The sequence below is a fragment of the Pseudomonas sp. NFACC13-1 genome, from assembly GCF_900104425.1.
GTDB lineage: Bacteria > Pseudomonadota > Gammaproteobacteria > Pseudomonadales > Pseudomonadaceae > Aquipseudomonas > Aquipseudomonas fluorescens_AA.
On the sequence record NZ_FMXV01000025.1, the window covers coordinates 39,201 to 64,554 of the forward strand.

Annotated in this window: 25 protein-coding genes and 1 riboswitch; of the genes, 19 read left to right on the forward strand and 6 right to left on the reverse strand. The window is 63.1% G+C overall.

Translation table 11 applies throughout. From position 1 onward, the window contains the following. Nucleotides 1-187 precede the first annotated feature (187 nt). From cysM to BLQ55_RS24615, 5 genes are all read left to right on the forward strand, one after another. Nucleotides 188-1,090: a cysteine synthase CysM gene (gene cysM / locus BLQ55_RS24595; RefSeq protein WP_092204023.1), complete on the forward strand. Its 903-nt coding sequence runs from the start codon at nt 188-190 to the stop codon at nt 1,088-1,090. Then, nucleotides 1,090-2,460, forward strand: coding sequence for a 23S rRNA (uracil(1939)-C(5))-methyltransferase RlmD (gene rlmD, locus BLQ55_RS24600; RefSeq protein WP_092257727.1), 1,371 nt, complete (start codon nt 1,090-1,092; stop codon nt 2,458-2,460). The genes cysM and rlmD overlap by 1 nt, the downstream gene beginning before the upstream one ends. Before the next feature lie 101 nt (nt 2,461-2,561). Beyond that, nucleotides 2,562-4,808: a GTP diphosphokinase gene (gene relA / locus BLQ55_RS24605; RefSeq protein ID WP_014339754.1), complete on the forward strand. Its 2,247-nt coding sequence runs from the start codon at nt 2,562-2,564 to the stop codon at nt 4,806-4,808. A gap of 128 nt (nt 4,809-4,936) precedes the next feature. Beyond that, nucleotides 4,937-5,770 (forward strand): nucleoside triphosphate pyrophosphohydrolase, encoded by an 834-nt coding sequence (gene mazG, locus BLQ55_RS24610; protein WP_092257730.1) that lies wholly within the window; start codon nt 4,937-4,939, stop codon nt 5,768-5,770. 26 nt (nt 5,771-5,796) lie between these two features. Next, nucleotides 5,797-6,336 carry a DUF2058 domain-containing protein gene (locus BLQ55_RS24615; RefSeq protein WP_092257733.1) on the forward strand — a complete coding sequence of 180 codons (540 nt, stop codon included), beginning with the start codon at nt 5,797-5,799 and terminating at the stop codon, nt 6,334-6,336. 159 nt (nt 6,337-6,495) lie between these two features. Here BLQ55_RS24615 and BLQ55_RS24620 read toward each other — a convergent pair whose 3' ends face one another. The 4 genes from BLQ55_RS24620 to purM all read right to left on the reverse strand — a co-directional run bounded on the left by BLQ55_RS24620 (nt 6,496) and on the right by purM (nt 9,431). Then, a complete protein-coding gene (locus tag BLQ55_RS24620) occupies nt 6,496-6,690 on the reverse strand; it encodes a hypothetical protein (protein WP_092257736.1) in 195 nt (64 codons plus the stop codon). 310 nt (nt 6,691-7,000) lie between these two features. Beyond that, nucleotides 7,001-7,714 carry a DUF3108 domain-containing protein gene (locus tag BLQ55_RS24625; protein WP_060741064.1) on the reverse strand — a complete coding sequence of 238 codons (714 nt, stop codon included), beginning with the start codon at nt 7,712-7,714 and terminating at the stop codon, nt 7,001-7,003. 8 nt (nt 7,715-7,722) lie between these two features. Continuing rightward, nucleotides 7,723-8,373, reverse strand: coding sequence for a phosphoribosylglycinamide formyltransferase (gene purN, locus BLQ55_RS24630; RefSeq protein ID WP_060741065.1), 651 nt, complete (start codon nt 8,371-8,373; stop codon nt 7,723-7,725). Further along, nucleotides 8,373-9,431 (reverse strand): phosphoribosylformylglycinamidine cyclo-ligase, encoded by a 1,059-nt coding sequence (gene purM, locus BLQ55_RS24635; protein ID WP_092257739.1) that lies wholly within the window; start codon nt 9,429-9,431, stop codon nt 8,373-8,375. The genes purN and purM overlap by 1 nt, the downstream gene beginning before the upstream one ends. Nucleotides 9,432-9,795: 364 nt before the next feature. Here purM and BLQ55_RS24645 point away from each other — a divergent pair, with 364 nt between their 5' ends. The 5 genes from BLQ55_RS24645 (at nt 9,796) to BLQ55_RS24665 (ending at nt 14,375) form a co-directional block, all read left to right on the forward strand. Beyond that, nucleotides 9,796-10,854 carry a DUF2066 domain-containing protein gene (locus BLQ55_RS24645; protein ID WP_092257742.1) on the forward strand — a complete coding sequence of 353 codons (1,059 nt, stop codon included), beginning with the start codon at nt 9,796-9,798 and terminating at the stop codon, nt 10,852-10,854. 32 nt (nt 10,855-10,886) lie between these two features. Further along, a complete protein-coding gene (locus BLQ55_RS24650; protein WP_092204039.1) occupies nt 10,887-11,960 on the forward strand; it encodes an AI-2E family transporter in 1,074 nt (357 codons plus the stop codon). A gap of 169 nt (nt 11,961-12,129) precedes the next feature. Next, entirely contained in the window at nt 12,130-12,834 is a 705-nt protein-coding gene (hda, locus tag BLQ55_RS24655) for a DnaA regulatory inactivator Hda (RefSeq protein ID WP_003178999.1), read from the forward strand. Nucleotides 12,835-13,046: 212 nt separating this feature from the next. After that, complete coding sequence (locus BLQ55_RS24660; protein ID WP_092204041.1) at nt 13,047-13,673, forward strand: C40 family peptidase; 627 nt, start codon at nt 13,047-13,049, stop codon at nt 13,671-13,673. A 165-nt stretch (nt 13,674-13,838) separates the two neighbouring features. Then, on the forward strand, nt 13,839-14,375 hold the full coding sequence (locus tag BLQ55_RS24665) for a C40 family peptidase (protein WP_092204043.1): 537 nt from the start codon (nt 13,839-13,841) through the stop codon (nt 14,373-14,375). Between the two features lie 181 nt (nt 14,376-14,556). On the opposite strand, the gene BLQ55_RS24670 is transcribed toward BLQ55_RS24665, so the two are convergent. Both BLQ55_RS24670 and BLQ55_RS24675 read right to left on the reverse strand, forming a co-directional pair. After that, nucleotides 14,557-15,867, reverse strand: coding sequence for a PQQ-dependent sugar dehydrogenase (locus BLQ55_RS24670; protein ID WP_092204045.1), 1,311 nt, complete (start codon nt 15,865-15,867; stop codon nt 14,557-14,559). Nucleotides 15,868-16,044: 177 nt separating this feature from the next. Beyond that, the gene (locus BLQ55_RS24675) at nt 16,045-16,629 is read right to left on the reverse strand and encodes a hypothetical protein (RefSeq protein WP_092204047.1); all 585 of its coding nucleotides are present in this window, start codon (nt 16,627-16,629) and stop codon (nt 16,045-16,047) included. A gap of 153 nt (nt 16,630-16,782) precedes the next feature. Then, nucleotides 16,783-16,993: riboswitch (cobalamin riboswitch) on the forward strand. Between the two features lie 80 nt (nt 16,994-17,073). On the opposite strand from BLQ55_RS24675, the gene cobO reads away from it, so the two are divergent. The 9 genes from cobO to cobC all read left to right on the forward strand — a co-directional run bounded on the left by cobO (nt 17,074) and on the right by cobC (nt 25,354). After that, a complete protein-coding gene (gene cobO / locus BLQ55_RS24680) occupies nt 17,074-17,685 on the forward strand; it encodes a cob(I)yrinic acid a,c-diamide adenosyltransferase (protein WP_092257745.1) in 612 nt (203 codons plus the stop codon). Continuing rightward, a complete protein-coding gene (locus BLQ55_RS24685; protein ID WP_092257749.1) occupies nt 17,682-19,076 on the forward strand; it encodes a cobyrinic acid a,c-diamide synthase CobB in 1,395 nt (464 codons plus the stop codon). Before cobO ends, BLQ55_RS24685 begins: the two co-directional genes overlap by 4 nt. Then, nucleotides 19,073-19,723 (forward strand): 5,6-dimethylbenzimidazole synthase, encoded by a 651-nt coding sequence (bluB, locus tag BLQ55_RS24690; protein ID WP_092204053.1) that lies wholly within the window; start codon nt 19,073-19,075, stop codon nt 19,721-19,723. Before BLQ55_RS24685 ends, bluB begins: the two co-directional genes overlap by 4 nt. Continuing rightward, complete coding sequence (cbiB, locus tag BLQ55_RS24695) at nt 19,720-20,628, forward strand: adenosylcobinamide-phosphate synthase CbiB (RefSeq protein ID WP_092257752.1); 909 nt, start codon at nt 19,720-19,722, stop codon at nt 20,626-20,628. The genes bluB and cbiB overlap by 4 nt, the downstream gene beginning before the upstream one ends. Continuing rightward, complete coding sequence (cobD, locus tag BLQ55_RS24700; RefSeq protein WP_092257755.1) at nt 20,621-21,613, forward strand: threonine-phosphate decarboxylase CobD; 993 nt, start codon at nt 20,621-20,623, stop codon at nt 21,611-21,613. Before cbiB ends, cobD begins: the two co-directional genes overlap by 8 nt. Then, a complete protein-coding gene (locus BLQ55_RS24705) occupies nt 21,610-23,061 on the forward strand; it encodes a cobyric acid synthase (RefSeq protein WP_092257758.1) in 1,452 nt (483 codons plus the stop codon). The genes cobD and BLQ55_RS24705 overlap by 4 nt, the downstream gene beginning before the upstream one ends. 147 nt (nt 23,062-23,208) lie before the next feature. Continuing rightward, on the forward strand, nt 23,209-23,730 hold the full coding sequence (gene cobU, locus BLQ55_RS24710; protein ID WP_092204060.1) for a bifunctional adenosylcobinamide kinase/adenosylcobinamide-phosphate guanylyltransferase: 522 nt from the start codon (nt 23,209-23,211) through the stop codon (nt 23,728-23,730). Next, a complete protein-coding gene (gene cobT, locus BLQ55_RS24715; RefSeq protein WP_092257761.1) occupies nt 23,727-24,782 on the forward strand; it encodes a nicotinate-nucleotide--dimethylbenzimidazole phosphoribosyltransferase in 1,056 nt (351 codons plus the stop codon). The genes cobU and cobT overlap by 4 nt, the downstream gene beginning before the upstream one ends. Next, the gene (gene cobC / locus BLQ55_RS24720; RefSeq protein WP_092257764.1) at nt 24,779-25,354 is read left to right on the forward strand and encodes an alpha-ribazole phosphatase family protein; all 576 of its coding nucleotides are present in this window, start codon (nt 24,779-24,781) and stop codon (nt 25,352-25,354) included. Before cobT ends, cobC begins: the two co-directional genes overlap by 4 nt.

Here is a 25,354-nt window from a genome sequence, read left to right on the forward strand (position 1 = left end):
TGCCGCTGTTCTGATATCTTCGCCCGCTCAAGCTTTGGGGCCGCTTCGCAGCCCAGCCAGAGCAAGTTCCCTCTCCACGGGCCCGTACTTATTCCCATAAGCCATAACCACCACACTTTGCGTGATATGGCCGCGCCAGGTTTGCCGGTATGATAGGCGCCCCCGCAGTCCGGATTGCGAATACGCCATGACTTTGCAGTACCCCACCATCGCCGATTGCGTCGGCAACACCCCGCTGGTCCGCTTGCAGCGCTTGCCCGGCGAGACCACTAATACGCTTTTGCTCAAGCTCGAAGGGAATAACCCGGCGGGTTCGGTCAAGGACCGGCCGGCGCTGTCGATGATCACCCGTGGCGAGTTGCGCGGACAGATCCGGCCTGGCGATACGCTGATCGAGGCGACTTCCGGCAACACCGGTATCGCCTTGGCGATGGCGGCGGCGATCAAGGGCTACAAGATGATCCTGATCATGCCCGACAACTCCAGTGCCGAGCGCAAGGCGGCGATGACCGCCTATGGCGCCGAGTTGATCCTGGTGACCCAGGAGCAGGGCATGGAAGGTGCCCGGGACCTGGCCGAGCGCATGCAGGCCGAGGGGCGCGGCAAGGTGTTGGATCAGTTCGCCAACGGCGACAATCCCGAGGCCCATTACACCACCACCGGCCCTGAGATCTGGCGCCAGACCGACGGCACCATCACCCATTTCGTCAGCTCGATGGGTACCACCGGTACCATCATGGGCACCTCGCGCTATCTGAAAGAACAGAACCCGAACGTGCAGATCATCGGCCTGCAACCGATGGAAGGCTCGGCCATTCCCGGCATCCGCCGCTGGCCCGAAGAGTATCTGCCGAAGATTTACCAGGCTGAGCGCGTCGACCGCATCATCGACATGGCCCAGAGCGAAGCCGAGGACGTGACCCGTCGCCTGGCGCGTGAGGAGGGCATCTTCTGCGGCGTGTCTTCGGGCGGTGCCGTGGCGGGGATGCTGCGCCTGTCCAAGGAAGTGGAAAATGCGGTGATCGTGGCGATCATCTGTGACCGTGGCGACCGTTACCTGTCGACCGGCATTTTCGACGCGCCCAACTGATGGCCAAGCATGAAAGAGGCTTGCGCTTCCAGCCCAGCGGCGGAAGCCGGGCCCCGCAAGTGCCCACCGGTAAAAAGCAGCGCCTGACCATCGAGCGCCTGGCCAACGATGGCCGGGGCATTGCGTTTGTCGATGGCCGGACCTGGTTCGTCATCGGCGCCCTGGCCGGCGAAGAGGTCGAGGCGCGGGTGCTCGGTGCCCACGGCAAAGTGGTCGAGGCGCGTACCGAGCGCGTGTTCCTGTCCAGTGACCTGCGTCGCGCAGCGCCGTGTATCCATGCCGGTCGTTGCGGCGGTTGCAGCGTCCAACATTTGCCCCACGACGAACAACTCGCCCTGAAACAGCGCATGCTCGCCGAGCAGCTGTCGCGGGTGGCCGGGGTCGAGCCGGATGAATGGGCCGCGCCATTGAGCGGGCCTGAGTTCGGTTATCGGCGTCGCGCCCGCGTGGCGGTGCGCTGGGATCAGAAGGCGAAAAAACTCGAAGTGGGGTTCCGTGCCGTCGGCAGCCAGGACATCGTCGCCATTGGCGATTGTCCGGTGCTGGTACAGCCCTTGCAGTCGATCATGAGTCGCCTGCCGGAGATGCTTCGACGCCTGGGCAAGCCCCAGGCGCTGGGCCATGTGGAATTGTTCGCCGGCTCGTCCCTTGCGGTATTGCTGCGCCACATGGCGCCGCTGTCGGAGGCCGACTTGACCATCCTCAAGGATTTCTGCGCGTTTCATGCAGCCCAGTTGTGGTTGCACGGTGAAGGTGAGCCACAACCGGTCGAGCCCGGACAGGCCCTGGGCTTTCGCCTGGAAGCCTGGGACCTTGAGCTGGCGTACCGGCCCGGGGATTTCATCCAGGTGAACGCCGGGGTCAACGAGGCGATGATCGCCCAGGCCCTGCAATGGCTGGCGCCGCGTTCCGAGGAGCGGGTGCTGGACCTGTTCTGCGGCCTGGGCAATTTTGCCTTGCCGCTGGCCAAAAGCGTGCGCCAAGTGGTGGCCGTGGAAGGCGTGCAAACCATGGTGGACCGTGCGGCGGCCAATGCCGTCAGCAACAATTTGAATAACACTGCCTTTTTTCAGGCCGATTTATCCCAGCCTCTGACGGATGCCGAATGGATCGGCGAAGGCTTTTCTGCGGTACTCTTGGACCCACCCCGTGACGGTGCTTTCGAGGTGGTGCGCAAGCTGTCGTCCCTGGGGGCCAAACGGTTGGTTTATGTATCGTGCAACCCGGCAACTTTGGCCCGGGATACGGTCGAACTGATCAAGCAGGGCTACCGGTTAAAACGTGCCGGGATTCTCGATATGTTTCCTCAAACGGCGCATGTCGAGGCCATGGCGTTATTTGAAGCGAGCCAGGATGGCTTGTCCGACTGACCCGTTCGTGCCAACCCGCCACAGCCCTGGGCGGAAACACGGGCAGCGAAGGTCAGCGAAGTTGACGCATTGAATCTGCGTCGTAGGGAAGGTAAGTAAAGATGGTACAGGTGAGAGCACACCAGCCGATCAACACCGACGGCAGTATCAATCTCGAGGCTTGGCTCGATCATGCGGTCAGCGTCGACATGGCACTGGATCGCGAAGCCTTGAAGGCCGCCTGCGAGTTCGCCCGCGAGGCGGAGCAGCAACACAACGCGGCGAAGAACCTGTGGTCCGAAGGCACCTCGAGTTTCCAGACGGGCCTGGAGATCGCCGAAATTCTCGCTGACCTCAAGCTCGACCAGGACTCCCTGGTGGCGGCGGTGCTGTACCGCGGCGTGCGCGAAGGGCAGATCCAGCTACCGGTGGTCAGCCAGCGCTTCGGCACCGTGGTGGCCAAGCTGATCGACGGCGTGCTGCGCATGGCCGCTATCAGTGCCAGCCTCAGCCCGCGCCAATCCATGGTGCTGGGCACCCAGGGCCAGGTGGAGAACCTGCGCAAGATGCTGGTGGCGATGGTCGACGACGTGCGCGTCGCGCTGATCAAGCTGGCCGAGCGCACCTGCGCGATCCGTGCCGTGAAGTCCGCCGATGACGAAAAGCGCAATCGCGTCGCCCGGGAGGTGTTCGACATCTATGCACCCCTGGCCCACCGTCTCGGCATCGGTCACATCAAGTGGGAGCTGGAGGACCTGTCCTTCCGCTACCTGGAGCCCGACCAATACAAGCAGATCGCCAAGCTGTTGCATGAGCGGCGCCTGGATCGCGAGCGCTTCATCACCGATGTGATGACCCAGTTGCGCGAAGAGTTGCAGGCCACCGGCGTGGAAGCCGACATCAGTGGCCGGGCCAAGCACATCTACTCGATCTGGCGAAAAATGCAGCGCAAGGGTCTGGAATTCAGCCAGATCTACGACGTTCGCGCCGTTCGTGTGCTGGTCCCGGAAATGCGCGACTGCTACACCGCGCTGGGGATCGTCCACACCTTGTGGCGGCACATTCCGAAGGAGTTCGACGACTATATCGCCAACCCCAAGGAAAACGGCTACCGCTCGTTGCACACGGCGGTGATCGGCCCCGAGGGCAAGGTGCTGGAAGTGCAGATCCGCACCCACGCCATGCACGAGGAAGCCGAGCTGGGGGTCTGTGCCCACTGGAAATACAAGGGCACCGACGTCAAGTCCGGGTCCAACCACTACGAAGAGAAAATTTCCTGGCTGCGCCAGGTGCTCGAGTGGCATGAGGAACTGGGTGACATCGGCGGCCTGGCCGAACAGCTGCGCGTCGACATCGAACCGGACCGGGTCTATATCTTCACCCCCGACGGCCACGCGATCGACCTGCCCAAGGGCGCGACACCGCTGGACTTTGCCTACCGGGTCCACACCGAGATCGGCCACAACTGCCGTGGCGCCAAGATCAACGGGCGGATCGTGCCGCTCAACTACAGCCTGCAGACCGGTGAGCAGGTCGAAATCATCACCAGCAAGCACGGTACGCCGAGCCGCGACTGGCTGAACCCGAACCTGGGCTACATCACCACATCCCGGGCGCGGGCGAAAATCGTCCACTGGTTCAAGCTGCAGGCCCGCGACCAGAACGTCGCCGCCGGCAAGACCCTGCTCGAGCGTGAGCTCGGGCGCCTGGGGCTGCCGCAGGTGGACTTCGACAAACTGGCCGAAAAAGCCAACATGAAAACCGCCGAGGACATGTTCGCCGCCCTCGGTGCCGGCGACCTGCGCCTGGCGCAGTTGGTCAACCTGGCCCAGCAACTGGTGGAGCCGGAGCGTGGCAACGAGCAACTGGAGCTGATCCCGCGCAAGGCCACCGGCTACAAACCGGGCAAGCGCGGCGATATCCAGATCCAGGGCGTGGGCAACCTGATGACCCAGATGGCCGGTTGCTGCCAGCCATTGCCGGGGGATGCGATCGTCGGCTACATCACCCAGGGCCGCGGCGTGAGCATTCACCGCCAGGACTGCGCCTCGGTGCTGCAACTGGCCGGTCGTGAACCGGAGCGGATCATCCAGGTCAGTTGGGGCCCGGTGCCGGTGCTCACTTACCCGGTGGACATCGTCATCCGCGCCTACGACCGGTCCGGTCTGCTGCGTGACGTGTCCCAGGTGTTGCTGAACGAGCGGATCAACGTGCTGGCGGTCAATACCCGTTCGAACAAGGAAGACAACACCGCGCTGATGTCCCTGACCATCGAGATTCCGGGGCTGGATGCGCTGGGGCGGTTGCTGGGGCGGATCTCCCAGTTGCCGAACATCATCGAGACCCGGCGTAACCGGACGCCAGGTTAAGCGCAGTCCAAAAATGTGGGAGCGAGCTCGCTCGCGATAGCGGTCTATCAGTGACAGAGAGGTTGACTGGTGTTCCGTCATCGCGAGCAAGCTCGCTCCCACAGGGCTTTTTGTGATGGGATGGATTGATGTACAGCCTTGAAGACCTGCTCCACCTGATGAACCGCCTGCGGGATCCGCAGTACGGCTGCCCGTGGGACATCAAGCAAACCTACGCCACCATCGTTCCCCATACCCTTGAAGAAGCCTACGAGGTAGCCGATGCCATCGAGCGCGGCGATTTCGATCACTTGCAGGGCGAGTTGGGCGACCTGTTGTTCCAGGTGGTGTACTACAGCCAGTTGGCCCGGGAAGAAAACCGCTTCGAATTCGCCGGCGTGGTCGACAGCATCACCCGCAAGCTGATCCGCCGCCATCCCCATGTGTTTCCTACCGGTGACCTGTATGCGCCGGTGGATATCCCGCGCTTGAGCGAAGAGCAGGTCAAGCGGCGCTGGGAGGAAATCAAGGCTGAGGAACGGGCCGAGAAAGCCTCGGCGCCCGAGCAATTGTCGCTGCTCGATGATGTGCCGGGGGCGCTGCCGGCGTTGTCCCGTTCGGCGAAGCTGCAAAAGCGTGCCGGGCAGGTCGGTTTCGACTGGCCAGGCCCGTTGCCGGTGCTCGACAAGGTCCGGGAGGAACTGGACGAAGTGCTCGAAGCCATGGCTGACAACGATCCGGTGGCCATCAGCGACGAGATCGGCGATCTGCTGTTCAGCGTGGTGAACCTGGCTCGCCACCTCAAGGTCGACCCGGAAACCGCGCTGCGCGACGCCAACGGGAAGTTCGAGCGACGGTTCCGATTTATCGAACAGGCATTGCGCGATACCCACCGTCCCATGGAAGATTGCACCCTCGAAGAGTTGGACGCCTTGTGGGGCGAAGCCAAACGTCAGGAAAAGAATTTGCCCAGCTGTGGCTGAGGCCGTTGCCTAAGTGAGTAAGCACCATGAGCCTTTCCCTTCGCGACCAGTTGCTCAAAGCAGGGCTGGTCAACCAAAAGCAGGCCAAGCAGGTCGGCAAAGAGAAACAGAAGCAGCAGCGCCTGGCCCACAAAGGCCAGATCGAACTGGATGATTCCCAGCAACGCGCCGCCCAGGAAGCCATGGCCGAAAAGGTCAAGCGCGACCAGGAACTCAACCGGCAGCAGCAGGAAAAGGTCGAGCAGAAGGCCCGGGCCGCGCAGATCAAGCAATTGATCGAAGTCTCGCGCCTGCCGAAGCTGAACACCGAGGATTATTACAACTTCGTCGACGAAAAGAAGGTCAAGCGCATCTCGGTCAATACGCTGATGCGCAACAAGTTGAGCAGTGGCTCCCTGGCGATCGTCCACCATGCCGGCGGCTACGAAGTGATCCCGCGCGAGGCAGCCCTGAAGATCCAGGAACGCGACCCCAAGCGCATCGTCCAGCTCAATACCCAGACCGAAGAAGTGGATGCCGATGATCCGTACGCGGCGTATCAGATTCCTGATGATTTGATGTGGTAAGCCTGGCGCAATGCCAATGAGCTAAACACAAAACCTGTGGAAGCCGAGCTTGTGTGGGAGCCGAGCTTGCTCGCGATGGCGGCGTGTCAGTCAGTACATTACCTGGCTGGTATACCGCCATCGCGAGCAAGCTCGGCTCCCACAGGGGCTATGGTGTTCTTACGATCCCGCCGCCTCACGCGAGCGCAGCCGTTCCTCACGCTCCAGCTCAGCCTTGTAGCTATGGGCGTCCGTTTCGGAGTGGAACATGCCCACCAGCAGATCCTGTTGATGCACATCCCAGATCCGGATACCGGCGGCAATACCTTCGTGGGACATGTGGGCGTCGTCGCGTTCAGTTACTTTCACAGTCATCTTGCAAGCTCCAATCTCTGTTATCTGCAGCAAGGCGTGTGCAGGGCTTTGTTATAGATTTTGATAGCGTGCTAAGTAAATGCCCCGGTTCGTTAAGAAGTTTTCATGGAAAGCGCAACAATCCTGCAGGCCAGGTGATGCGCGGCATTCGGTCGCAGGTGTTGTTCATGAAGAAGATTTCATGTTGCAGGGGGCATCCTCCATGAACACAAACCCTGTGGGAGCGAGCCCGCCAGGGAATGTAGGCATTCATGAAAGTTTGGGCAAAAAGAAGCCCCGCAGGTGCGGGGCTTCTTGATATCAGTGTGGATCAGCTGCCTTTCACAGCCTTGCCGTTGACCGTGCCGTCCTGGAGCATGATGTTGTACTCCTTGCCGTCGGTCTCGACCTGTTGCAGGCGCACCAGCAGGTAATCCCAGTCCTTGGCGAACCAAAGCACGGTGATGCGCTTGCTTTGTGTCGGGTCGCGCACGCGCTCGACCTTGATCGCATCGATCTGTCCGGCCTTGGTGTCGACCTTCTCCGAGCCCAGGACACGGAAGTCATAGGTATCGACTTCACCATCATCCACGACCTGATAGCTCATGCTTTTCTTGCCAGCCGCCACGTCATGTTGCAGGGCCAGCTGGTAAGTGGATTTATCGACCATGCCACGGTTGAGCGGCAGCTTGACCGCGTCACCGCGATCGGTGCCGGTGACCATCTTGGTGTTCCAGTCGAAGTCCAGGTCAGCCTTCTTGGCCTTGCCCAGGCCACCCCGTTCAAAGTGGTAGGACTGTGGCAGCAGGGTGTCCTTGTCCAGGGTCAGGGTGCTTTCTTCGGTCAGGCTGGCGATCATCATCGAAGCCTTGAAGCTCAGCTTCCAGGTGCCGTTGGCCTCCTTGGTCAGGTTGCGCTCGGCAGTGCCGCTCATGGGCAACTGTTTCCAGTCGGCGGTGTAGCTGGCGGAGAACGGTTGAAGTTCTGCGGCCTGTGCCAGGGGCAAGGCAAGCAGAGCGCAAGCGAAGAGCAGGGCGCGACGCATAAAATCTCCTAGTATCGAATCAAATGGCCGCTGGCGGCGAGCAACTGGCCGTCCAGTGAGGCACCGCGATCGTCGAGGGTCAGCCTTCCTTCGGCAAACCAACGCACGGCCATGGGGTAGATCTGGTGCTCGCGGGCGTGAACCCGTTGCGCCAGACTTTGCGGCGTGTCGTGCAACTCTACCGGTATTACTGCCTGTACGACCAGTGGTCCGCCATCGAGTTCCTCGGTGACAAAGTGCACGGAGCAGCCGTGCTCCGTGTCTCCGGCCTCCAGCGCACGCTGGTGAGTATGTAACCCTTTGTATTTGGGCAGCAGCGAGGGATGGATATTGAACAGGCGGCCCTGGTAGTGACGCACGAAGCCAGCGCTGAGAATGCGCATGAAGCCAGCGAGCACGACCAGTTGCGGATTGAAGGTGTCGATCTGTTCGATCAGCGCGGCGTCGAAGGCTTCGCGGCCCTCGAACGCCTTGTGATCCAGGACGCGGGTGTCGATGCCCGCGTCCCTGGCACGTTGCAGGCCGTAGGCATCGGCGCGGTTGGAAATCACCGCACGGATACGGACCGGGCTGTCGCCGGTCCGCGTGCTGTCGATCAAGGCCTGCAAGTTACTGCCGGTGCCGGACAGCAGCACCACCACGTCACAGGTCGCGGACATCAGTGTGCCTTAAGGTTTTTCAGCTCGACCTGTGCGGCGCCTTCGGCCGCGGTAGCGATCTGGCCGATGACCCAAGGCTGTTCGCCGGCTTCACGCAGGACGTTCAGGGCGGTCTCGACGTGCTCCTGGGCCACGCAGATGACCATGCCCACGCCGCAGTTCAGCACGCGGTGCATTTCGGTTTCATCGACATTGCCTTTCTCTTGCAGCCAGTCGAACACCGCCGGACGGGTCCAGCTTGCCACGTCGACCACGGCCTGGGTGCCTTTTGGCAGCACGCGCGGGATGTTGTCCAGCAGGCCACCACCGGTGATGTGGGCCATGGCCTTGACGGCACCGGTGTCCTTGATCAGCTTGAGCAGCGGCTTGACGTAGATGCGGGTCGGGGCCATCAGCAGGTCGGCCAGCGGCTTGCCGTCGAGCTGGGTGTTTTCAATGTCGGCACCCGAGACTTCGATGATCTTGCGGATCAGCGAGTAGCCGTTGGAGTGCGGGCCGGAGGATGGCAGGGCGAGCAGGGCATCGCCGGCCGCGACTTTCGAACCGTCGATGATTTCGGCTTTCTCCACGACGCCGACGCAGAAGCCGGCCAGGTCGTAGTCTTCGCCTTCGTACATGCCTGGCATTTCGGCGGTTTCGCCGCCGACCAGGGAGCAGCCGGCCAGTTCGCAGCCGGCGCCGATGCCGGTCACGACCTGGGCAGCGGTGTCGACGTTCAGTTTGCCAGTGGCGTAGTAGTCAAGGAAGAACAGCGGCTCGGCACCGCACACCACCAGGTCGTTCACGCACATGGCCACCAGGTCGATGCCGATGCTGTCGTGCTTGTTCAGGTTCAGGGCCAGGCGCAGCTTGGTGCCGACGCCGTCGGTGCCCGAGACCAGGACCGGTTGCTTGTAGCCGGCCGGGATCTCGCAGAGGGCGCCGAAACCGCCCAGGCCGCCCATGACTTCCGGGCGCGCAGTGCGCTTGGCGACGCTCTTGATGCGTTCGACCAATGCTTCACCGGCGTCGATGTCTACACCGGCGTCCTTGTAGCTCAGGGAGGGTTGCTTGCTCATGATCCAGGCCTTTAGGGGGGATTTCTGGGTAACGACCGACCGCCAGGGCCATTGAATAACCGTTGTACGAATTATTCCGGGGACCCGGCCGTTGCCGGTCTGCGAAGGCGCGCGATTTTATCAGGCTTGAGGGGCAGCGGCCATCCTCGCGCCGACGGGCAGGGACATATCCGCGGAAAAAAACCGATATTTCTTATATTGGTACTGCGCAACGCCTCTGTATAAGGTGTAGCGGTAACCGGTTATGGTGATGACCGTGCGAAACTTCCACCGGCGTGTGAATGTTTTGCCGGGTGCTGTGGTCTCAGCCATGCTCAATCTTCTTCACACGGCCTGTTCCAGCCGTTATGTCCGGGAATCTTCCATGCGTTTGTTCAAATTCTTGTCCGTGGGCTGCTTGTCGCTGATCAGCCTGGCGAGCCATGCAGAAACCGTCAGCGGCCTCTATCAAGTGCTCGAACCGGTCACCAACCAGACGCCGGAGGAGCGCAACCAGGCGACGTTGCGCGCCCTGGATACGCTGGTGCTGCGCCTGACCGGCGATGCCAAGGCGGCCCAGAATCCCGGGTTGGCGGTCATCCGCCAGGATCCGCAACAGATCATTCTTCAATATGGCTACGACGCCGGCCCGCCGGAAAGCCTCAAGGTGGATTTCGACCCGGCGAGCACCGACCGGGCACTGCGCGCGGCAGGCTTGTCGCTCTGGAGCGCGAACCGGCCATCGATCCTGGGCTGGTGGCTGAACGATTCGGCCGAGGGCTCGAGCCTGGTGGGCGATGGCCAAGCCAGCGCCACGCCGCTGCGGCGTGCCGCGCAGCATCGGGGCCTGGCTTTGCACCTGCCGCTGGCGGATCTGAGCGAGCAGATCGTCGCCACCGCGCCGAACCTGGAAGGCAGCGACCCGGCGCCTCTGCGCGATGCGTCGGAGCGCTACGCGGCGGACGCCTTGCTGGCGGTCCATGCGAAGGAAGAAGGCGGCCAGTGGCACGGTACCTGGCGCCTGTGGCTGGGGGACCAGCGTGAGCAGGGTACTGCCCAGGGCGCCGATCCTGCGGCTTTGGCCGATGCGGTCATGCTCGCGGTGAGCCAGCGCCTGGCGCCGCGCTTCGTCGCCAAGCCGGGGGTGGCCACGGAACAACTGCTGGAAGTGCAGGGCATGAACCTGGAGCGCTACGCGGCGTTGGGGCGTTTGCTCGAACCGTTCGCTGGGCAGTTGCAGCGGGTCGAAGGGGACCGGATCGTCTATCGGGTCAACGGCAGCGCCGAACAATTGAAGGCGCAGTTGGCCCTGGCAAAACTGCAGGAGGTTCCAGCCGGTGAGGCCATCGCGCCGGTACCGGTCGCGCCGCCCGCCGCCGATGGCTCGGCCCCGGTTGCGGCACCTGCGCCAGCACCGGCCGCCAATTTGCGGTTCCGCTGGTAGGTTGTCTTTCTTTATATAGCTAGGAGTGGTTCATGGGCGATACGCGGCGTTGGTTCTGGTTGGGTGGGGTTGCCCTGCTGTTCGCCCTTATCTATTTGCTGCATCCGATCCTCACACCGTTCCTGGTTGCGCTGTTGTTGGCCTATCTGTTCGATCCGGTGGTGGATCGCCTGGAAAAACTCGGCCTGTCGCGGACCTGGGGCGTGGTGACGGTGTTTGCGCTGTTCACACTGATTGTGAGCGCCCTGTTACTGGTGCTGATACCGATGCTCGCCAAGCAACTGGTGCGCCTGTACGAATTGGCGCCGCAGATGCTCGATTGGTTGCAGCACAGCGCGATGCCGTGGGTGCAGTCGAAATTGGGCTTGGCCGACGGTTTCTGGAAGTTCGACAAGGTCAAGGCCGCCATCAGCGAGCACATGGGCCAGACGACCGACATCGTTGGCGTGGTGTTGAGCCAGGCCACGGCCTCGGGCCTGGCGTTGATCGGCTGGCTGGCGAACCTGGTGCTGATTCCGGTGGTGGCTTTCTATCTGCTGCGGGACTGGGACCTGATGATGGCCAAGATCCGCAGCCTGCTGCCACGTCAGCGTGAAGAACGCATCATGACCCTGACCGGCGAATGCCATGAAGTGTTGGGGGCGTTCGTGCGGGGGCAGTTGCTGGTGATGGTGGCCCTGGGCTTCATCTACGCGGCCGGCTTGATGCTGGTGGGGCTGGAGCTGGGGCTGTTGATCGGCTTGATCGCCGGGCTGGCGGCCATCGTGCCGTACATGGGCTTTGTGATTGGGATCGGTGCGGCGTTGATCGCCGGGTTGTTCCAGTTCGGCGGCGACTTGTACCCGATGGTCGGCATCGTGGCGGTGTTCATGGTCGGGCAGGCCCTGGAGGGCATGGTGCTGACGCCGCTGTTGGTGGGCGACCGCATTGGCCTGCATCCCGTGGCGGTGATCTTTGCGATCCTGGCCGGTGGCGAGTTGTTCGGTTTCACCGGGATCCTGCTGGCGCTGCCGGTGGCGGCGGTGATCATGGTGCTGGTGCGGCATATGCACGATCTGTACAAGGATTCGGACATTTATAGCGGCGCTGAAGACCCTGATCTGTAGGGCAAATCCGCGACGGGGCGTCAGGGAAACCGACGTTCCGTCCTCTTGCTGCTGCAAACCTTTGATTTTGCTCGTGGTCCGGCGCATTGTGCGGTCCGTGTCACGGGTATAAACTTTGCGAACTTTACACAGAGGCCACTAACGGTTCCCTTGGAACTGTTCAGTCAGCATGAAACCGATTCAGCTGCCCCTAGGTGTGCGTCTGCGTGATGACGCCACCTTCATCAACTACTACCCAGGCGCCAATGCCGCTGCACTCGGCTATGTCGAGCGGCTTTGCGAAGCCGACGCCGGCTGGACCGAAAGCCTGATCTACCTGTGGGGCAAGGACGGGGTAGGGCGCACGCACCTGTTGCAGGCCGCTTGCCTGCGGTTCGAGCAATTGGGCGAGCCTGCTGTTTACCTGCCGTTGGCCGAGTTGCTCGATCGCGGCGTTGAGATCCTCGACAACCTTGAACAGTACGAACTGGTCTGCCTGGACGATCTCCAGGCCGTGGCCGGCAAGGCTGACTGGGAAGAAGCGCTGTTTCATCTGTTCAATCGGTTGCGCGACAGCGGTCGGCGTTTGCTGATCGCCGCCTCGACGTCGCCTCGGGAGCTGCCGGTGAAACTGGCGGACCTCAAATCCCGTCTCACCCTGGCGCTGATTTTCCAGATGCGCCCGTTGTCCGACGAAGACAAACTCCGAGCCTTGCAGCTGCGTGCCTCCCGCCGTGGCCTGCACCTGACCGACGAAGTCGGGCATTTCATCCTCACTCGTGGCACCCGCAGCATGAGCGCATTGTTCGAGCTGCTCGAGCGCCTCGACCAAGCCTCGCTCCAGGCCCAGCGCAAGCTGACTATTCCTTTTTTGAAAGAAACTTTGGGCTGGTAGAACCGTTGTAAGTAGTGGCTCATGGCCTGTTCTGGACGCGGCGAAACCCGCGGTCCTGCTGGGTTGCAGGCTGCGTAAGGTTCAAAATGGGCTTAAGCGCTTAGATGTAAACGTAAAACCGAGAAGTCACATTTGCATCGATTGAATTTGCAAATGAGGTTGATAGAAGGCATAGTCTCGCCATCTTTACTACTTCAGCCACGGTCGTGCCCATGCTAAATCGCTTCGCACCCCTCGTGCCTCTCGCACTCGTTACCCTGTTGTTCGGTTGCGCTGCCCACTCTCCAGTGTCCCAGCAAGCGCCACAACCAAGGGTCCAGAATTCCGTTACCGCCCAGTCTTCCTCCGTTGCGTTCCAGGAAGAAATGGCTTCCGACAAAGAGCTCGCAGCCTTCGCTGGCAGCAAGCCTTACCAGCTTCCAGTACTGGCTGACAGCATCCTGGAACGTGGCATGTCGTTGATCGGTACCCGCTACCGTTTTGGCGGTACTTCCGAAGCAGGCTTCGATTGCAGCGGTTTCATCGGTTATCTGTTCCGCGAAGAGGCTGGCATGAACCTGCCGCGCTCCACTCGCGAAATGATCAACGTGAACGCCCCACTGGTAGCGCGCAATCAGCTGGAGCCCGGTGACCTGCTGTTCTTCAGCACCAACGGTCGTCGCGGTCGCGTCAGCCATGCCGGTATCTACTTGGGCGACAACCAGTTCATCCATTCCAGCAGCCGCCGCAGCGGTGGCGTGCGCATCGACAGCCTGGGCGACAGCTACTGGAGCAAGACCTTCATCGAAGCCAAGCGCGCCCTCGCCATGGCACCGACTGTGGTCACTGCTCGCAAGTAAGCACACAGTTTGTAAGGCAAACTTAAAGTCTTACTTGAAGTTTGCCACATAGCCGCTAGAATCCTTGATCATTGATTGATGGCAATCCGCCTGCGTACTACGCAGGCGGATTTGTTTTCATGCCCACGGCAGAAAAGCCGCATCCAGATCAGGATTGTTCTGCATATGTCGACGTCGGCCCGCCTCGCGCTCATCTTCCTCGCCGCACTGCTCAGTGCGTGCGCCAGCCGTACCCCGCCGCCAGCACCTGTGGTGCGGGCCCCGGTGGTCTTTGCTCCCCCGCAATCCTTTTCCCCGGCCGCCGAAGACGTCCTGTTCCGGGCGCTGGGCCTGGTGGGGACGCCGTACCGCTGGGGTGGTAATACACCGGATTCGGGTTTCGACTGCAGTGGCTTGATCGGTTATGTGTACCGCGATGCCGCCGGTATTTCCCTGCCGCGCTCCACGCGCGAGATGATCGGCATGCGCGCGCCGGATGTCGGCAAGAACGCCTTGCAGACCGGCGATTTGATTTTCTTCGCCACCAACGGCGGCTCTCAGGTCAGCCATGCCGGGATCTATGTTGGCGAGGGGCGCTTCGTCCACGCGCCGGCCACGGGCGGCACGGTCAAGCTCGACAGCCTGTCCAAGGCCTATTGGCAGAAGGCTTACCTGGGCGCCAAGCGTGTGTTGCAGTCGGAACACCTGGCGCGTAATCCCTGATGCGAATGTTCAGGCAGCGCAAATCCGTGGCGAGGGGATTTATCCCCGCTGGGCTGCGCAGCAGCCCCCTAAAATAGTGGCTTGGATGTGATCGGCCTGAAAATTCTGGATTTCAGGCTTTAGGGCTGCTTTGCAGCCCAGCGGGGATAAATCCCCTCGCCACAAGAGAGTGCGATCAGCACTATTTGGCAGACACCCGCCAGATCTTGTTCCCCACGTCATCAGCCACCAACAAACCACCCTGCTTGTCGATGACCACGCCCACCGGCCGGCCCTGGGCTTTTTCGTCGGCGTTCAGGAAGCCGGTCAGCACATCCACCGGTTGCCCCACGGGTTTGCCGCCGTTGAACGGTACGAAAATCACTTTATAACCACTGTGGGGCTTACGGTTCCAAGAGCCGTGCTGACCGACGAAAGCCCCTTCGGTAAACGGTGCAGGCAGGGTGCTGCCTTCGGCGAAGGTCAGGCCCAGTGAGGCGGTGTGGGGGCCGACGGCGTAGTCCGGGGCGATGGCCTTGGCCACCAGGGCCGGGTTCTGTGGTTCGACCCGGGTATCGACGTGCTGTCCGTAGTAGCTGTAGGGCCAGCCATAGAACGCGCCGTCCTTGACCGAGGTGATGTAGTCCGGCACCAGGTCGCTACCGATCTCGTCCCGTTCGTTTACCGCCGTCCACAGGGCCCCGCTGCGAGGTTCCCAGGCCAGGCCGTTGGGGTTGCGCAGGCCTGAGGCGAAGATCCGGTGATTGCCGCTGGCCCGGTCCACTTCCCAGATGGCGGCGCGACCTTCTTCGGCCTCCATGCCATTTTCCGCGACGTTGCTGTTCGAGCCGGTGGTGACGTACAACTTGCTGCCGTCACGGCTGGCGATCACGTTCTTGGTCCAGTGATGGTTGAGGGTGCCGCCCGGCAGGTCGACGACCTTGGTCGGCTGCGCCTTGATCTGTGTGTCACCGTCCTTGTACGGGAAGCGGATCAGTCGGTCGGTGTCGGCCACGTACAGGTCATTGCCCACCAGGGTCATGCCGAACGGCGAATTGAGGTTTTCCAGGAACACCGTACGGGTTTCGGCGATGCCATCGTGGTTGGCGTCGCGTAATAGCGTGATGCGGTTGGGGCTGGGCACCCCGGCACCGGCGCGGCCCATGACCTTTTTCATCACCCAGCCACGGATGCCCTTGGAATCGTCCGGTTTGGGTGGGGCGTTGGTTTCGGCCACCAGCACATCGCCATTGGGCAGCACGTAAAGCCAGCGCGGATGATCCAGTCCTTCGGCGAACGCGCCTACTTGCAGGCCCTGGGCCGGGGTCGGCTTGGCGCCTTGCGGCCAGCCGACGGCTTCGGCGATGTTGACGGTGGGGACCAGGGTCTTGTTCGGTTCAGGCAGTTTCGGTGCCGGGCCGGTGCCGTCGGAAACCTGCAGGGTGGACGATTCGCCGCAGGCGGCAAGCCCGGCGGCGAGGGCGACAATCAGGAGATGAGGTGGCTTGAACATGCTGGCTTCCCTATGAATGCATATAGTTATTCATAGAGAAGCGTAGACGCACGGATGGTTCAAACTGCGCGCAAAACCTTGTGGGAGCGAGCTTGCTCGCGATGGCGGCAGGACAGTCAATATAGATGTTGCCAGGTGCGCCGCTATCGCGAGCAAGCTCGCTCCCACAGTAATGAGTCAGCCATGGGCCTGTTTGAACAGCACGGCAATGCCTGGATGGTATTGGCCGGCCTCGTTGCGCAACTTGCGATAGGCATAGGGGAAGTACCAGGCCACGGCGCAGGTGTTTTCCTTCTGCAAGTCGTCGATCATGTCCTGCAGTTCTTCAGGCGTGGCGCTTTGCTGGGCTTTTTGCGGCGAGACGAACAGGCAACCCAGCTTCAGGTCGCTGGCGTAGCTGATGCGCTTGGCATCGCTGGTGGCTTCCAACAGCGGTTGGGTCAGGTTCAGGTTGTTGACCTTGGGCCAGCGTTGGGTGGCCTGGATGAAGGCACGCTCATCGGTGCTGGCGATGAACAGGTCGGCGCTGACGTTGCGTTCGCCTTCTTCATTCTGCTTGCGGGTCGGCGCGTTCTGCAGCGTGACCATCTCGGCCATCCAGGCGGCGGCCGACAACAAGCTGAGATTGGCTCGTTCATCGAACCAGTAGGGGGTGTCGTTATCGCCGCGCACCGCGTTGTAGCGGTCGATACAATCAAACCAACGTTCCAGCACCGGGCGCAGGAATTCCAGTTTTGGATTGCTGATGAGCATGCCTTGCATGTTTTGCCCTCTTGTTCTTGTGATATCGGGTCGTAATGTCGCTTTGATATCACTTGCCGCAGCATCACACAAGATTGACGTCATTTTATTGATCCGTACCAATGAGCGCCCCGACAGGCGGCTTTAATTGACGCTCCACCCCCAACCCTCTAACCTTCGCCGCTTGTTTCAGGTGCTCTGTGACTGTGTTCGACAGAGTGAAACAGGGAAGCCGGTGAGTGCACACGAACCCGGCGCTGCCCCCGCAACGGTAAATGAGTCAACGCTGTGCCTAAGCCACTGTGTCGCATGACATGGGAAGGCGCGCAGCCCGGCGCCACGCCGCTCATGAGCCCGGAGACCGGCCTGATTCATCCAACGGCATCACGGTGGGCGATGCCAGGCTTGCTGCCGTCTTTTTTTGTGCCCCGCCCGCCGTTATCCAATCTCAACGGAGAGCTCCCCATGACCGATACCCCTGAGCGCGACGAACGCCACCTGGCGCGCATGCAGCGCAAGAAAGCCGTGATCGACGAGCGCATCGCCAACTCGCCGAATGAATGCGGCTTGCTGCTGGTGCTGACCGGCAACGGCAAGGGCAAGAGCAGCTCGGCGTTCGGCATGCTGGCACGGTCCATGGGCCATGGCATGCACTGCGGGGTGGTGCAGTTCATCAAGGGGCGCAACAGCACGGGTGAAGAGCTGTTTTTTCGCCGTTTCCCGGAGCAGGTGCGTTTTCATGTCATGGGTGAAGGTTTCACCTGGGAAACCCAGGACCGCCAGCGCGACATCGCCGCCGCCGAAGCCGCCTGGGCGGTATCGCGCCAGTTGCTCAGCGATCCGTCCATCGGCCTGGTGGTGCTCGACGAATTGAATATCGCCCTCAAGCACGGCTACCTCGACCTCGATCAGGTGCTCAGCGATCTGCAGGCGCGTCCGCCGATGCAGCATGTGGTGGTGACCGGTCGCGGCGCCAAGCCGGAGATGATCGAGCTGGCCGACACCGTGACTGAAATGGGCATGATCAAGCACGCGTTCCAGGCGGGTATCAAGGCGCAGAAAGGCGTCGAACTGTGAGTGACCCTTGCCTGGCAAGCCGCCACTGTCCGGCGGTGCTGATCGCCGCCCCGGCTTCGGGACAAGGCAAGACCACCGTCACCGCGGCGCTGGCCCGGTTGCATCGCAACCAGGGACGCAAAGTGCGCGTCTTCAAGTGCGGTCCGGACTTCCTCGATCCGATGATCCTGGAGCGGGCCAGCGGCGCGCCGGTCTATCAATTGGACATGTGGATGGTCGGCGAGCAGGAAAGTCGCCGGCTATTGTGGGAAGCCGCCGCCGAAGCGGACCTGATCCTGATCGAAGGGGTGATGGGGCTGTTCGACGGCACCCCGTCCAGCGCCGACCTGGCGCGGCATTTTGGCGTACCGGTGCTGGCGGTGATCGACGGCACGGCCATGGCCCAGACCTTCGGTGCCTTGGCCCTGGGCCTGGCCCGTTATCAACCGGACCTGCCATTCGCCGGGGTCTTGGCCAATCGGGTCGGCACCTTGCGTCACGCGCAATTGCTCGAAGGCAGCCTGACCGAAGGCCTGCGCTGGTACGGCGCGCTGTCGCGGGAAACCGGCATCGAATTGCCCAGCCGTCATCTCGGGTTGGTCCAGGCCAGTGAATTGAACGATCTCGACCTGCGCCTCGACGCGGCGGCCGATGCCTTGGCCGGTAGTTGCGAAGTGGCGCTGCCGCCTGCGGTGGAATTCGCCGCGCCGCAGGTGATTGCCGTTGAGCCGTGGCTCGCCGGGGTGCGCATCGCCGTGGCCCGTGACGAAGCGTTTGCCTTCACCTATGGCGCAAGCCTTGATCTGCTGCGGGCCATGGGTGCGCAGTTGAGCTTTTTTTCACCGATCCATGACACCGAACTGCCCGAGGCGGATAGTCTTTATCTGCCTGGCGGTTATCCGGAACTGCACCACGTTGCGCTGGCCCGGAACACGCCGATGCTGGCCGCGATTCGTGCCCACCACGCCGCCGATAAACCGTTACTCGCCGAATGCGGCGGCATGTTGTATCTGCTCGATTCATTGACCGACGTCGACGGCGTGCGCGCCGAACTGCTGGGTTTGCTGGCCGGCGATGCGCAGATGCAAAAGCGCCTGGCGGCTCTGGCGCTGCAGTCGGTGGATTTGCCGGAAGGCAACCTGCGTGGGCACACCTATCATCATTCCCTGACCAGCACAGAGGTTGAACCGATTGCTCGTGGCCATAGCCCCAATGGCGGGCGAGGGGCGGAGGCGGTTTTCCGGCAAGGGCGGATGACGGCTTCCTATGTGCATTTTTATTTTCCGTCCAATCCCAAGGCGATTGCCGCGTTGTTTGCGCCTGACCTTGAGGCCGCCTTCGCGAGCAAGCCCGCTCCCACATTTGATCACCTGAACCCTGTGGGAGCGAGCCTGCTCGCGAAAAGGCCATGACCGACAACGCTTTCTCCCAGACCGAACGCGACGCTATCTACCGCGCCATCGCCGAACGCCGTGACATGCGCCACTTCAGCGGCGGCACGGTCGAACCGGCCCTGCTGCGCCGTCTGCTGGAAGCCGCGCACCAGGCCCCCAGTGTCGGCCTGATGCAACCGTGGCGATTCATCCGCATCAGCGACCGCGCCTTGCGTGGGCAGATCCGCCAACTGGTGGAGCAAGAACGCATTCGCACCGCCGAGGCCCTGGGCGAGCGCAGCGATGAGTTCATGACGCTCAAGGTCGAAGGCATCGACGACTGTGCCGAAGTGCTGGTGGCGGCGTTGATGGAGGATCGCGAGCGGCACATCTTCGGTCGTCGGACCTTGCCGGAAATGGACCTGGCCTCGCTGTCCTGCGCCATCCAGAACCTGTGGCTGGCCTCCCGCGCCGAAGGGCTGGGGATGGGCTGGGTGTCATTGTTCGAACCTCAGGCCCTGGCCGACCTGCTGGGCCTGCCCGCCGGGGCCAAGCCGCTGGCGATTCTTTGCCTGGGCCCGGTCGAGGGGTTTTACCCAGCGCCGATGCTCGCCCTGGAAGGTTGGGCGCAACCGCGTCCGCTCAATGAACTGCTGTATGAAAACCGTTGGGGAGTGAGCCCATGAGCGTGGCGTTGCTCAGTGCCGCCGCGGTGGCGCTGGATGCGCTGTTGGGCGAGCCCCGGCGCTGGCATCCGTTGGTGGCGTTCGGCGGCTTTGCCGATCGCATCGAACAACGTTTCAACTCAGGCGGGCGTGGCTGGCGCAGCCACGGGGTAACGGCCTGGGTGATCGCCGTGGTGCCGTTGACCTTGCTCGCCACGGCGCTGTCCTGGGCGCCGATGGTGGGCTGGTTGGTGGAGATCCTGGCGTTGTACTGTGCCCTCGGCCTGCGCAGCCTCGGCGAGCATGTCGAGCCGGTGGCGCGGGCACTGCGCAGCGGTGATCTGGAGCAGGCGCGCCAGCGCGTCGGCTACCTGGTCAGTCGCGAGACGGCTGAACTGGATGAAACCGCCGTGGCCCGCGCCGCCACCGAGTCTGTGCTGGAAAACGGCAGCGATGCGGTGTTCGCCGCGTTGTTCTGGTTCGCCGTGGCCGGCACGCCCGGGGTGGTGCTGTACCGCTTGAGCAATACCCTCGACGCCATGTGGGGCTATCGCAACGAACGCTTCGAGCGCTTCGGCTGGGCGGCGGCCAAGATCGACGATGTACTCAACTACATTCCGGCGCGCCTGGTGGCGTTGACCTACGCACTGCTCGGCAAAACCCGCCTGGCGCTCAAGTGCTGGCGCACCCAGGGCCCGACCTGGGACAGCCCCAACGCCGGGCCGGTGATGGCCGCCGGTGCCGGAGCGCTGGGTGTCGAGCTGGGCGGGGCGGCGATTTACCACGGTGAACTGCACCAACGTCCGCCCTTGGGCGAAGGCGTGCCGGCGAGTGCCGATTCCATTGATCGCGGCTGGCAATTGGTCCAGCGCGGGGTATGGTTGTGGTTGCTGATTCTCTGCCTGGGAGCTGAGTTCTATGCTTGAGCACGGCGGACGCTTGCGCAACGCGGCCCGGCAATACGGCATCGCCGAGGCCGATTGGCTCGACTTGTCCAGTGGCCTCGCGCCTTGGCCGTTCGACGTACCGGCGATTCCCCAGCGGGCTTGGGCGCGCCTGCCGGAAACCGATGATGGCTTGGAGCAGGCCGCCTGCGATTACTACGGTGCGCTGGATGTGCTGCCGGTGGCCGGTTCGCAGATGGCCATCCAGCTGTTGCCGCGCCTGCGTCGCAGCGGCAAGGTCGGCGTCTTGTCGCCGTGTTACGCCGAGCACGCCGAAGCCTGGCGCCGCAGCGGCTATATCGTGCGCGAAGTGCTGGAAGCGGAAGTGGATTTCTTCCTCGACAGCCTCGATGTGCTGGTGGTGGTCAATCCGAACAACCCCACGGGCCTGAGCCTGGCGCCCGCGCGTTTGCTGGATTGGCATGCCCGCCTGGCCCAGCGCGGTGGCTGGTTGGTGGTGGATGAAGCGTTCATGGACGTCACACCGGCGCTGAGCCTGGCGGCGTACACCCATCTGGTCGGGCTGATCGTCCTGCGTTCGTTCGGCAAGTTCTTTGGCCTGGCTGGGGTTCGCCTGGGCTTTGTATTGGCCGAACGCCGCTTGCTCAAGCTGCTCGCCGAACAGGTCGGGCCGTGGGCCGTCAGCGGGCCGACCCGGGTGCTGGGCCAGGCGTGCCTGCTGGACAGCGCTGCCCACGAAGACCAGCGTCAACGCTGCGAAGCCACCAGCCAACGCCTGGCGTTGTTGCTCGAACGCCACGGCTTCAAGCCGCAGGGCGGCTGCGGATTGTTCCAATGGCTGGTCACCGAACACGCCCATGGGCTTCACGATTTCATGGCCCATCGCGGCATTCTCCTGCGCCTGTTCGTGAACACCACCAGCCTGCGTTTCGGGCTGCCGGCCGACGACAGCGAGTTCCTGCGCCTCGAACAAGCCTTTGAAGCCTACGCCAAGGACACCCCATGACCACAGTGATGGTGCAGGGCACCACCTCCGATGCCGGCAAAAGTACCCTGGTCACGGCCTTGTGCCGCTGGGTCAGGCGCCAGGGCGTGGGCGTGGTGCCGTTCAAGCCGCAGAACATGGCCCTCAACAGTGCGGTGACGGCCGACGGCGGCGAAATCGGTCGGGCCCAGGCGGTGCAAGCCCAGGCGGCGGGGCTCGAACCGCACACCGACATGAACCCGGTGTTGCTCAAGCCCAACAGCGACACCGGCGCCCAGGTGATCATCCATGGTCGTGCCGTCACCACCATGAACGCCGTGGCTTATCACGATTACAAAGCCATCGCGATGCAAGCGGTGCTGGCCTCCCACGCGCGCTTGAGCGCGGCCTATGCGGTGGTGATGGTGGAAGGCGCTGGCTCGCCGGCGGAGATCAACCTGCGCGCCGGTGACATCGCCAACATGGGCTTTGCCGAGGCGGTGGACTGCCCGGTGCTGCTGATCGCCGATATCAATCGCGGCGGGGTGTTCGCCCATCTGGTCGGCACGCTGGAGTTGCTTTCCCCCAGCGAGCAGGCGCGGGTAAAGGGCTTCATCATCAACCGTTTTCGTGGCGACATCGCCTTGCTGCAACCGGGCCTGGACTGGCTGGAGGCGCGCACCGGCAAACCGGTGATCGGCGTGTTGCCGTATGTCATGGATCTGCATCTGGAAGCCGAGGATGGCCTCGATCAGCGCCAGATCGACAAGGCCGAGCAGGTGCTGAAAGTGGTGGTGCCGGTCTTGCCGCGCATCAGCAACCACACCGATTTCGATCCGTTGCGCCTGCACCCACAGGTCGACCTGCAATTCGTCGGCCCCGGCCAGCCCATCCCGCCGGCCGACCTGATCATCCTGCCCGGTTCGAAAAGCGTGCGCAGCGACCTGGCCTACCTGCGGGCCAACGGTTGGGAGACGGCGATCCATCGGCACCTGCGCTACGGCGGCAAATTGCTGGGCATCTGCGGCGGTTTGCAGATGCTCGGCCAGCAGGTCCACGACCCGATGGGGCTGGAAGGCGCGGCCGGTTCCAGTGCCGGGCTGGGCCTGCTGGATTTTGAAACGACCCTGGAGCACGAGAAGCAACTGCGCAATGTGCGTGGGCGACTGGCCTTGGAAGCGGCCGAGGTCAGCGGCTATGAGATCCACGCGGGCGTGACCACCGGCCCGGCCCTGGAACAGGCTGCTGTGCATCTGGAGGGTGGCCGTTGCGACGGCGCCCAGAGCCTCGATGGGCAAATTTTCGCCACCTACCTGCACGGGCTGTTCGAGTCGCCCCAGGCCAGCAGCGCGTTGTTGCGTTGGGCGGGGTTGGCGGATGTGCAAACGGTGGATTATCACGGCTTGCGCGAGCGGGACATCGAGCGGTTGGCGGATCTGGTGGAGCGGCATCTGGATACTGGATTGTTGCGTGAGCTTTGTGGGATTTGAGGTGGCTGGGCTGGCCTCATCGCGAGCGAGCTCCCACATTGGATTTCTGATGAGCACAGAATTTATGTACACCCCAGATCAACTGTGGGAGCGAGCTTGCTCGCGATGGCGCCAGTCGCCACACCGCCAAATAAAGGTTAATGACCCATGCTGCAACTGATCCTCGGCGGCGCCCGCTCCGGCAAGAGCCGCCTGGCTGAAAAACTCGCGGCGGACACCGGCTTGCCAGTGACCTACATCGCCACCAGCCAACCCCTGGACGGTGAGATGAACGATCGTGTCGCCCAGCATCGCGCCCGGCGGCCGGCCGAATGGGCGCTGGTGGAGGAGCCCTTGGCCCTGGCCCGGGTGCTGCGGGAAAACGCCGCCCCCGGGCAATGCCTGCTGGTGGATTGCCTGACCCTGTGGCTGACCAACCTGCTGATGCTCGACGCTCCCGAGCAACTGAACGCCGAGCGCCAAGCGCTGCTGGACAGCCTGGCCGCGCTGCCCGGGGAGATCATTTTTGTCAGCAACGAGACCGGCATGGGTGTCGTGCCGCTGGGCGAGCTGACGCGCCGTTACGTCGATGAAGCCGGTTGGCTGCATCAAGCCTTGGCCGAACGTTGTCAGCGCGTCGTGCTGACCGTCGCTGGCCTGCCCCTGACTCTCAAAGGTACTGCGTTATGAATCATCGCTGGTGGCTGGACCCGTGCAAGCCCGTCGATAACCAAGCGCTGGAACTGGCCGCGGCCCGTCAGCAACAACTGACCAAACCGGCGGGTTCCCTGGGGCGGCTGGAGTCGGTGGCGGTGCAACTGGCGGGTCTGCAAGGGCAGCTCAAACCGAGCCTGGATCACGTGTGGATCGCGATTTTCGCCGGCGACCATGGTGTAGTCGCCGAAGGCGTGTCGGCGTTTCCCCAGGAAGTGACTGGGCAAATGCTGCTCAATTTCGTCAGCGGCGGCGCGGCCATCAGCGTCCTGGCGCGACAGCTGGGCGCGTCCCTGGAAGTGGTCGACCTGGGCACCGTCACGCCTGCGCTGGACCTGCCCGGTGTGCGGCACCTGAACCTGGGGCCGGGCACGGCGAATTTCGCCCACGGCCCGGCAATGACGGTGAGACAGGGCGAGCAAGCCTTGCACGCCGGGCGCGACAGTGTGCTGCGTGCCGTCGCGGCCGGGACGCAATTGTTCATCGGCGGCGAGATGGGCATCGGCAACACCACCGCCGCCAGCGCCCTGGCCTGCGCCTTGCTCTACTGCCCGGTGGCGCATCTGGTCGGGCCGGGCACGGGGTTGGACGCCGCAGGTGTCAGCCGCAAGGCCCAGGTGATCGAACGGGCCCTGGCGTTGCACGCTGCCCAGGGTAACGACCCGTTGCAGACGTTGTTCAACCTCGGCGGTTTTGAAATCGCCGCGTTGGCCGGCGCCTACCTGGCCTGTGCTCAGCAGGGTGTCGCGGTGCTGGTGGACGGCTTCATTTGCAGCGTCGCGGCCCTGGTGGCGGTGCGCCTCAATCCTGAATGCCGGCCATGGCTGCTGTTCGGTCATCGCGGCGCCGAACCGGGCCATCGTCACGTGCTGGAAACCCTCGGCGCCGAACCGCTGCTGGATCTCGGCCTGCGCCTGGGCGAGGGCAGTGGCGCGGCGTTGGCGGTGCCGCTGTTGCGCCTGGCGTGTGACCTTCACGGGCAGATGGCGACGTTTGCCGAAGCGGCCGTGGCGGACCGCCCGGCATGACCCTGCGCCTGGACCTGCTGCGTCACGGCGAAACCGAATTGGGCGGCGGCTTGCGCGGCAGCCTCGACGATGCCTTGACGGCCAGGGGCTGGGAGCAGATGCACACCGCCGTCGCTCAAGGCGGGCCCTGGGATCGGCTGGTCAGCTCACCCTTGCAGCGCTGCGCCCGTTTCGCCGAGCAACTCGGCGCCCGACTCGGCGTGCCGGTGCATGTGGACAAGGATCTGCAAGAGCTACATTTCGGCGCCTGGGAGGGTCGCAGCGCAGCGGCCTTGATGGAGACCGACTCCGAAGCCCTGGGTCGGTTCTGGGCCGACCCTTACTGCTTCACACCGCCCGACGGCGAGCCAGTGCTGGAATTTTCCAGGCGAGTGCTGGCGGCGGTGGAACGTCTGCACGCGGCCTATGCTGGCCAGCGTATCTTGCTGGTCAGCCACGGCGGTGTGATGCGCTTGTTGCTGGCCCAGGCCCGCGGCCTGCCACGGGAGCAGTTGCTCAACGTCGAAGTCGGCCATGGCGCACTGTTCTCCCTGACCGTGTCGGCAGGTTCAGTGCTCGAAGAGGCGGATTGA

What these genes read in the sequence shown, in the direction of transcription:
- rlmD (WP_092257727.1), top strand. Translation starts at nt 1,090, where the DNA reads ATGGCCAAGCATGAAAGAGGCTTGCGCTTCCAGCCCAGCGGCGGAAGC.
- BLQ55_RS24705 (WP_092257758.1), top strand. Translation starts at nt 21,610, where the DNA reads ATGACCACAGTGATGGTGCAGGGCACCACCTCCGATGCCGGCAAAAGT.
- relA (WP_014339754.1), top strand. Translation starts at nt 2,562, where the DNA reads ATGGTACAGGTGAGAGCACACCAGCCGATCAACACCGACGGCAGTATC.
- BLQ55_RS24670 (WP_092204045.1), bottom strand. Translation starts at nt 15,867, where the DNA reads ATGTTCAAGCCACCTCATCTCCTGATTGTCGCCCTCGCCGCCGGGCTT.
- BLQ55_RS24615 (WP_092257733.1), top strand. Translation starts at nt 5,797, where the DNA reads ATGAGCCTTTCCCTTCGCGACCAGTTGCTCAAAGCAGGGCTGGTCAAC.
- BLQ55_RS24650 (WP_092204039.1), top strand. Translation starts at nt 10,887, where the DNA reads ATGGGCGATACGCGGCGTTGGTTCTGGTTGGGTGGGGTTGCCCTGCTG.
- cbiB (WP_092257752.1), top strand. Translation starts at nt 19,720, where the DNA reads ATGAGCGTGGCGTTGCTCAGTGCCGCCGCGGTGGCGCTGGATGCGCTG.
- cobC (WP_092257764.1), top strand. Translation starts at nt 24,779, where the DNA reads ATGACCCTGCGCCTGGACCTGCTGCGTCACGGCGAAACCGAATTGGGC.
- cysM (WP_092204023.1), top strand. Translation starts at nt 188, where the DNA reads ATGACTTTGCAGTACCCCACCATCGCCGATTGCGTCGGCAACACCCCG.
- BLQ55_RS24665 (WP_092204043.1), top strand. Translation starts at nt 13,839, where the DNA reads ATGTCGACGTCGGCCCGCCTCGCGCTCATCTTCCTCGCCGCACTGCTC.
- cobD (WP_092257755.1), top strand. Translation starts at nt 20,621, where the DNA reads ATGCTTGAGCACGGCGGACGCTTGCGCAACGCGGCCCGGCAATACGGC.
- purM (WP_092257739.1), bottom strand. Translation starts at nt 9,431, where the DNA reads ATGAGCAAGCAACCCTCCCTGAGCTACAAGGACGCCGGTGTAGACATC.
- mazG (WP_092257730.1), top strand. Translation starts at nt 4,937, where the DNA reads ATGTACAGCCTTGAAGACCTGCTCCACCTGATGAACCGCCTGCGGGAT.
- BLQ55_RS24620 (WP_092257736.1), bottom strand. Translation starts at nt 6,690, where the DNA reads ATGACTGTGAAAGTAACTGAACGCGACGACGCCCACATGTCCCACGAA.
- BLQ55_RS24660 (WP_092204041.1), top strand. Translation starts at nt 13,047, where the DNA reads ATGCTAAATCGCTTCGCACCCCTCGTGCCTCTCGCACTCGTTACCCTG.
- purN (WP_060741065.1), bottom strand. Translation starts at nt 8,373, where the DNA reads ATGTCCGCGACCTGTGACGTGGTGGTGCTGCTGTCCGGCACCGGCAGT.
- bluB (WP_092204053.1), top strand. Translation starts at nt 19,073, where the DNA reads ATGACCGACAACGCTTTCTCCCAGACCGAACGCGACGCTATCTACCGC.
- cobO (WP_092257745.1), top strand. Translation starts at nt 17,074, where the DNA reads ATGACCGATACCCCTGAGCGCGACGAACGCCACCTGGCGCGCATGCAG.
- BLQ55_RS24675 (WP_092204047.1), bottom strand. Translation starts at nt 16,629, where the DNA reads ATGCAAGGCATGCTCATCAGCAATCCAAAACTGGAATTCCTGCGCCCG.
- cobT (WP_092257761.1), top strand. Translation starts at nt 23,727, where the DNA reads ATGAATCATCGCTGGTGGCTGGACCCGTGCAAGCCCGTCGATAACCAA.
- cobU (WP_092204060.1), top strand. Translation starts at nt 23,209, where the DNA reads ATGCTGCAACTGATCCTCGGCGGCGCCCGCTCCGGCAAGAGCCGCCTG.
- BLQ55_RS24625 (WP_060741064.1), bottom strand. Translation starts at nt 7,714, where the DNA reads ATGCGTCGCGCCCTGCTCTTCGCTTGCGCTCTGCTTGCCTTGCCCCTG.
- hda (WP_003178999.1), top strand. Translation starts at nt 12,130, where the DNA reads ATGAAACCGATTCAGCTGCCCCTAGGTGTGCGTCTGCGTGATGACGCC.
- BLQ55_RS24645 (WP_092257742.1), top strand. Translation starts at nt 9,796, where the DNA reads ATGCGTTTGTTCAAATTCTTGTCCGTGGGCTGCTTGTCGCTGATCAGC.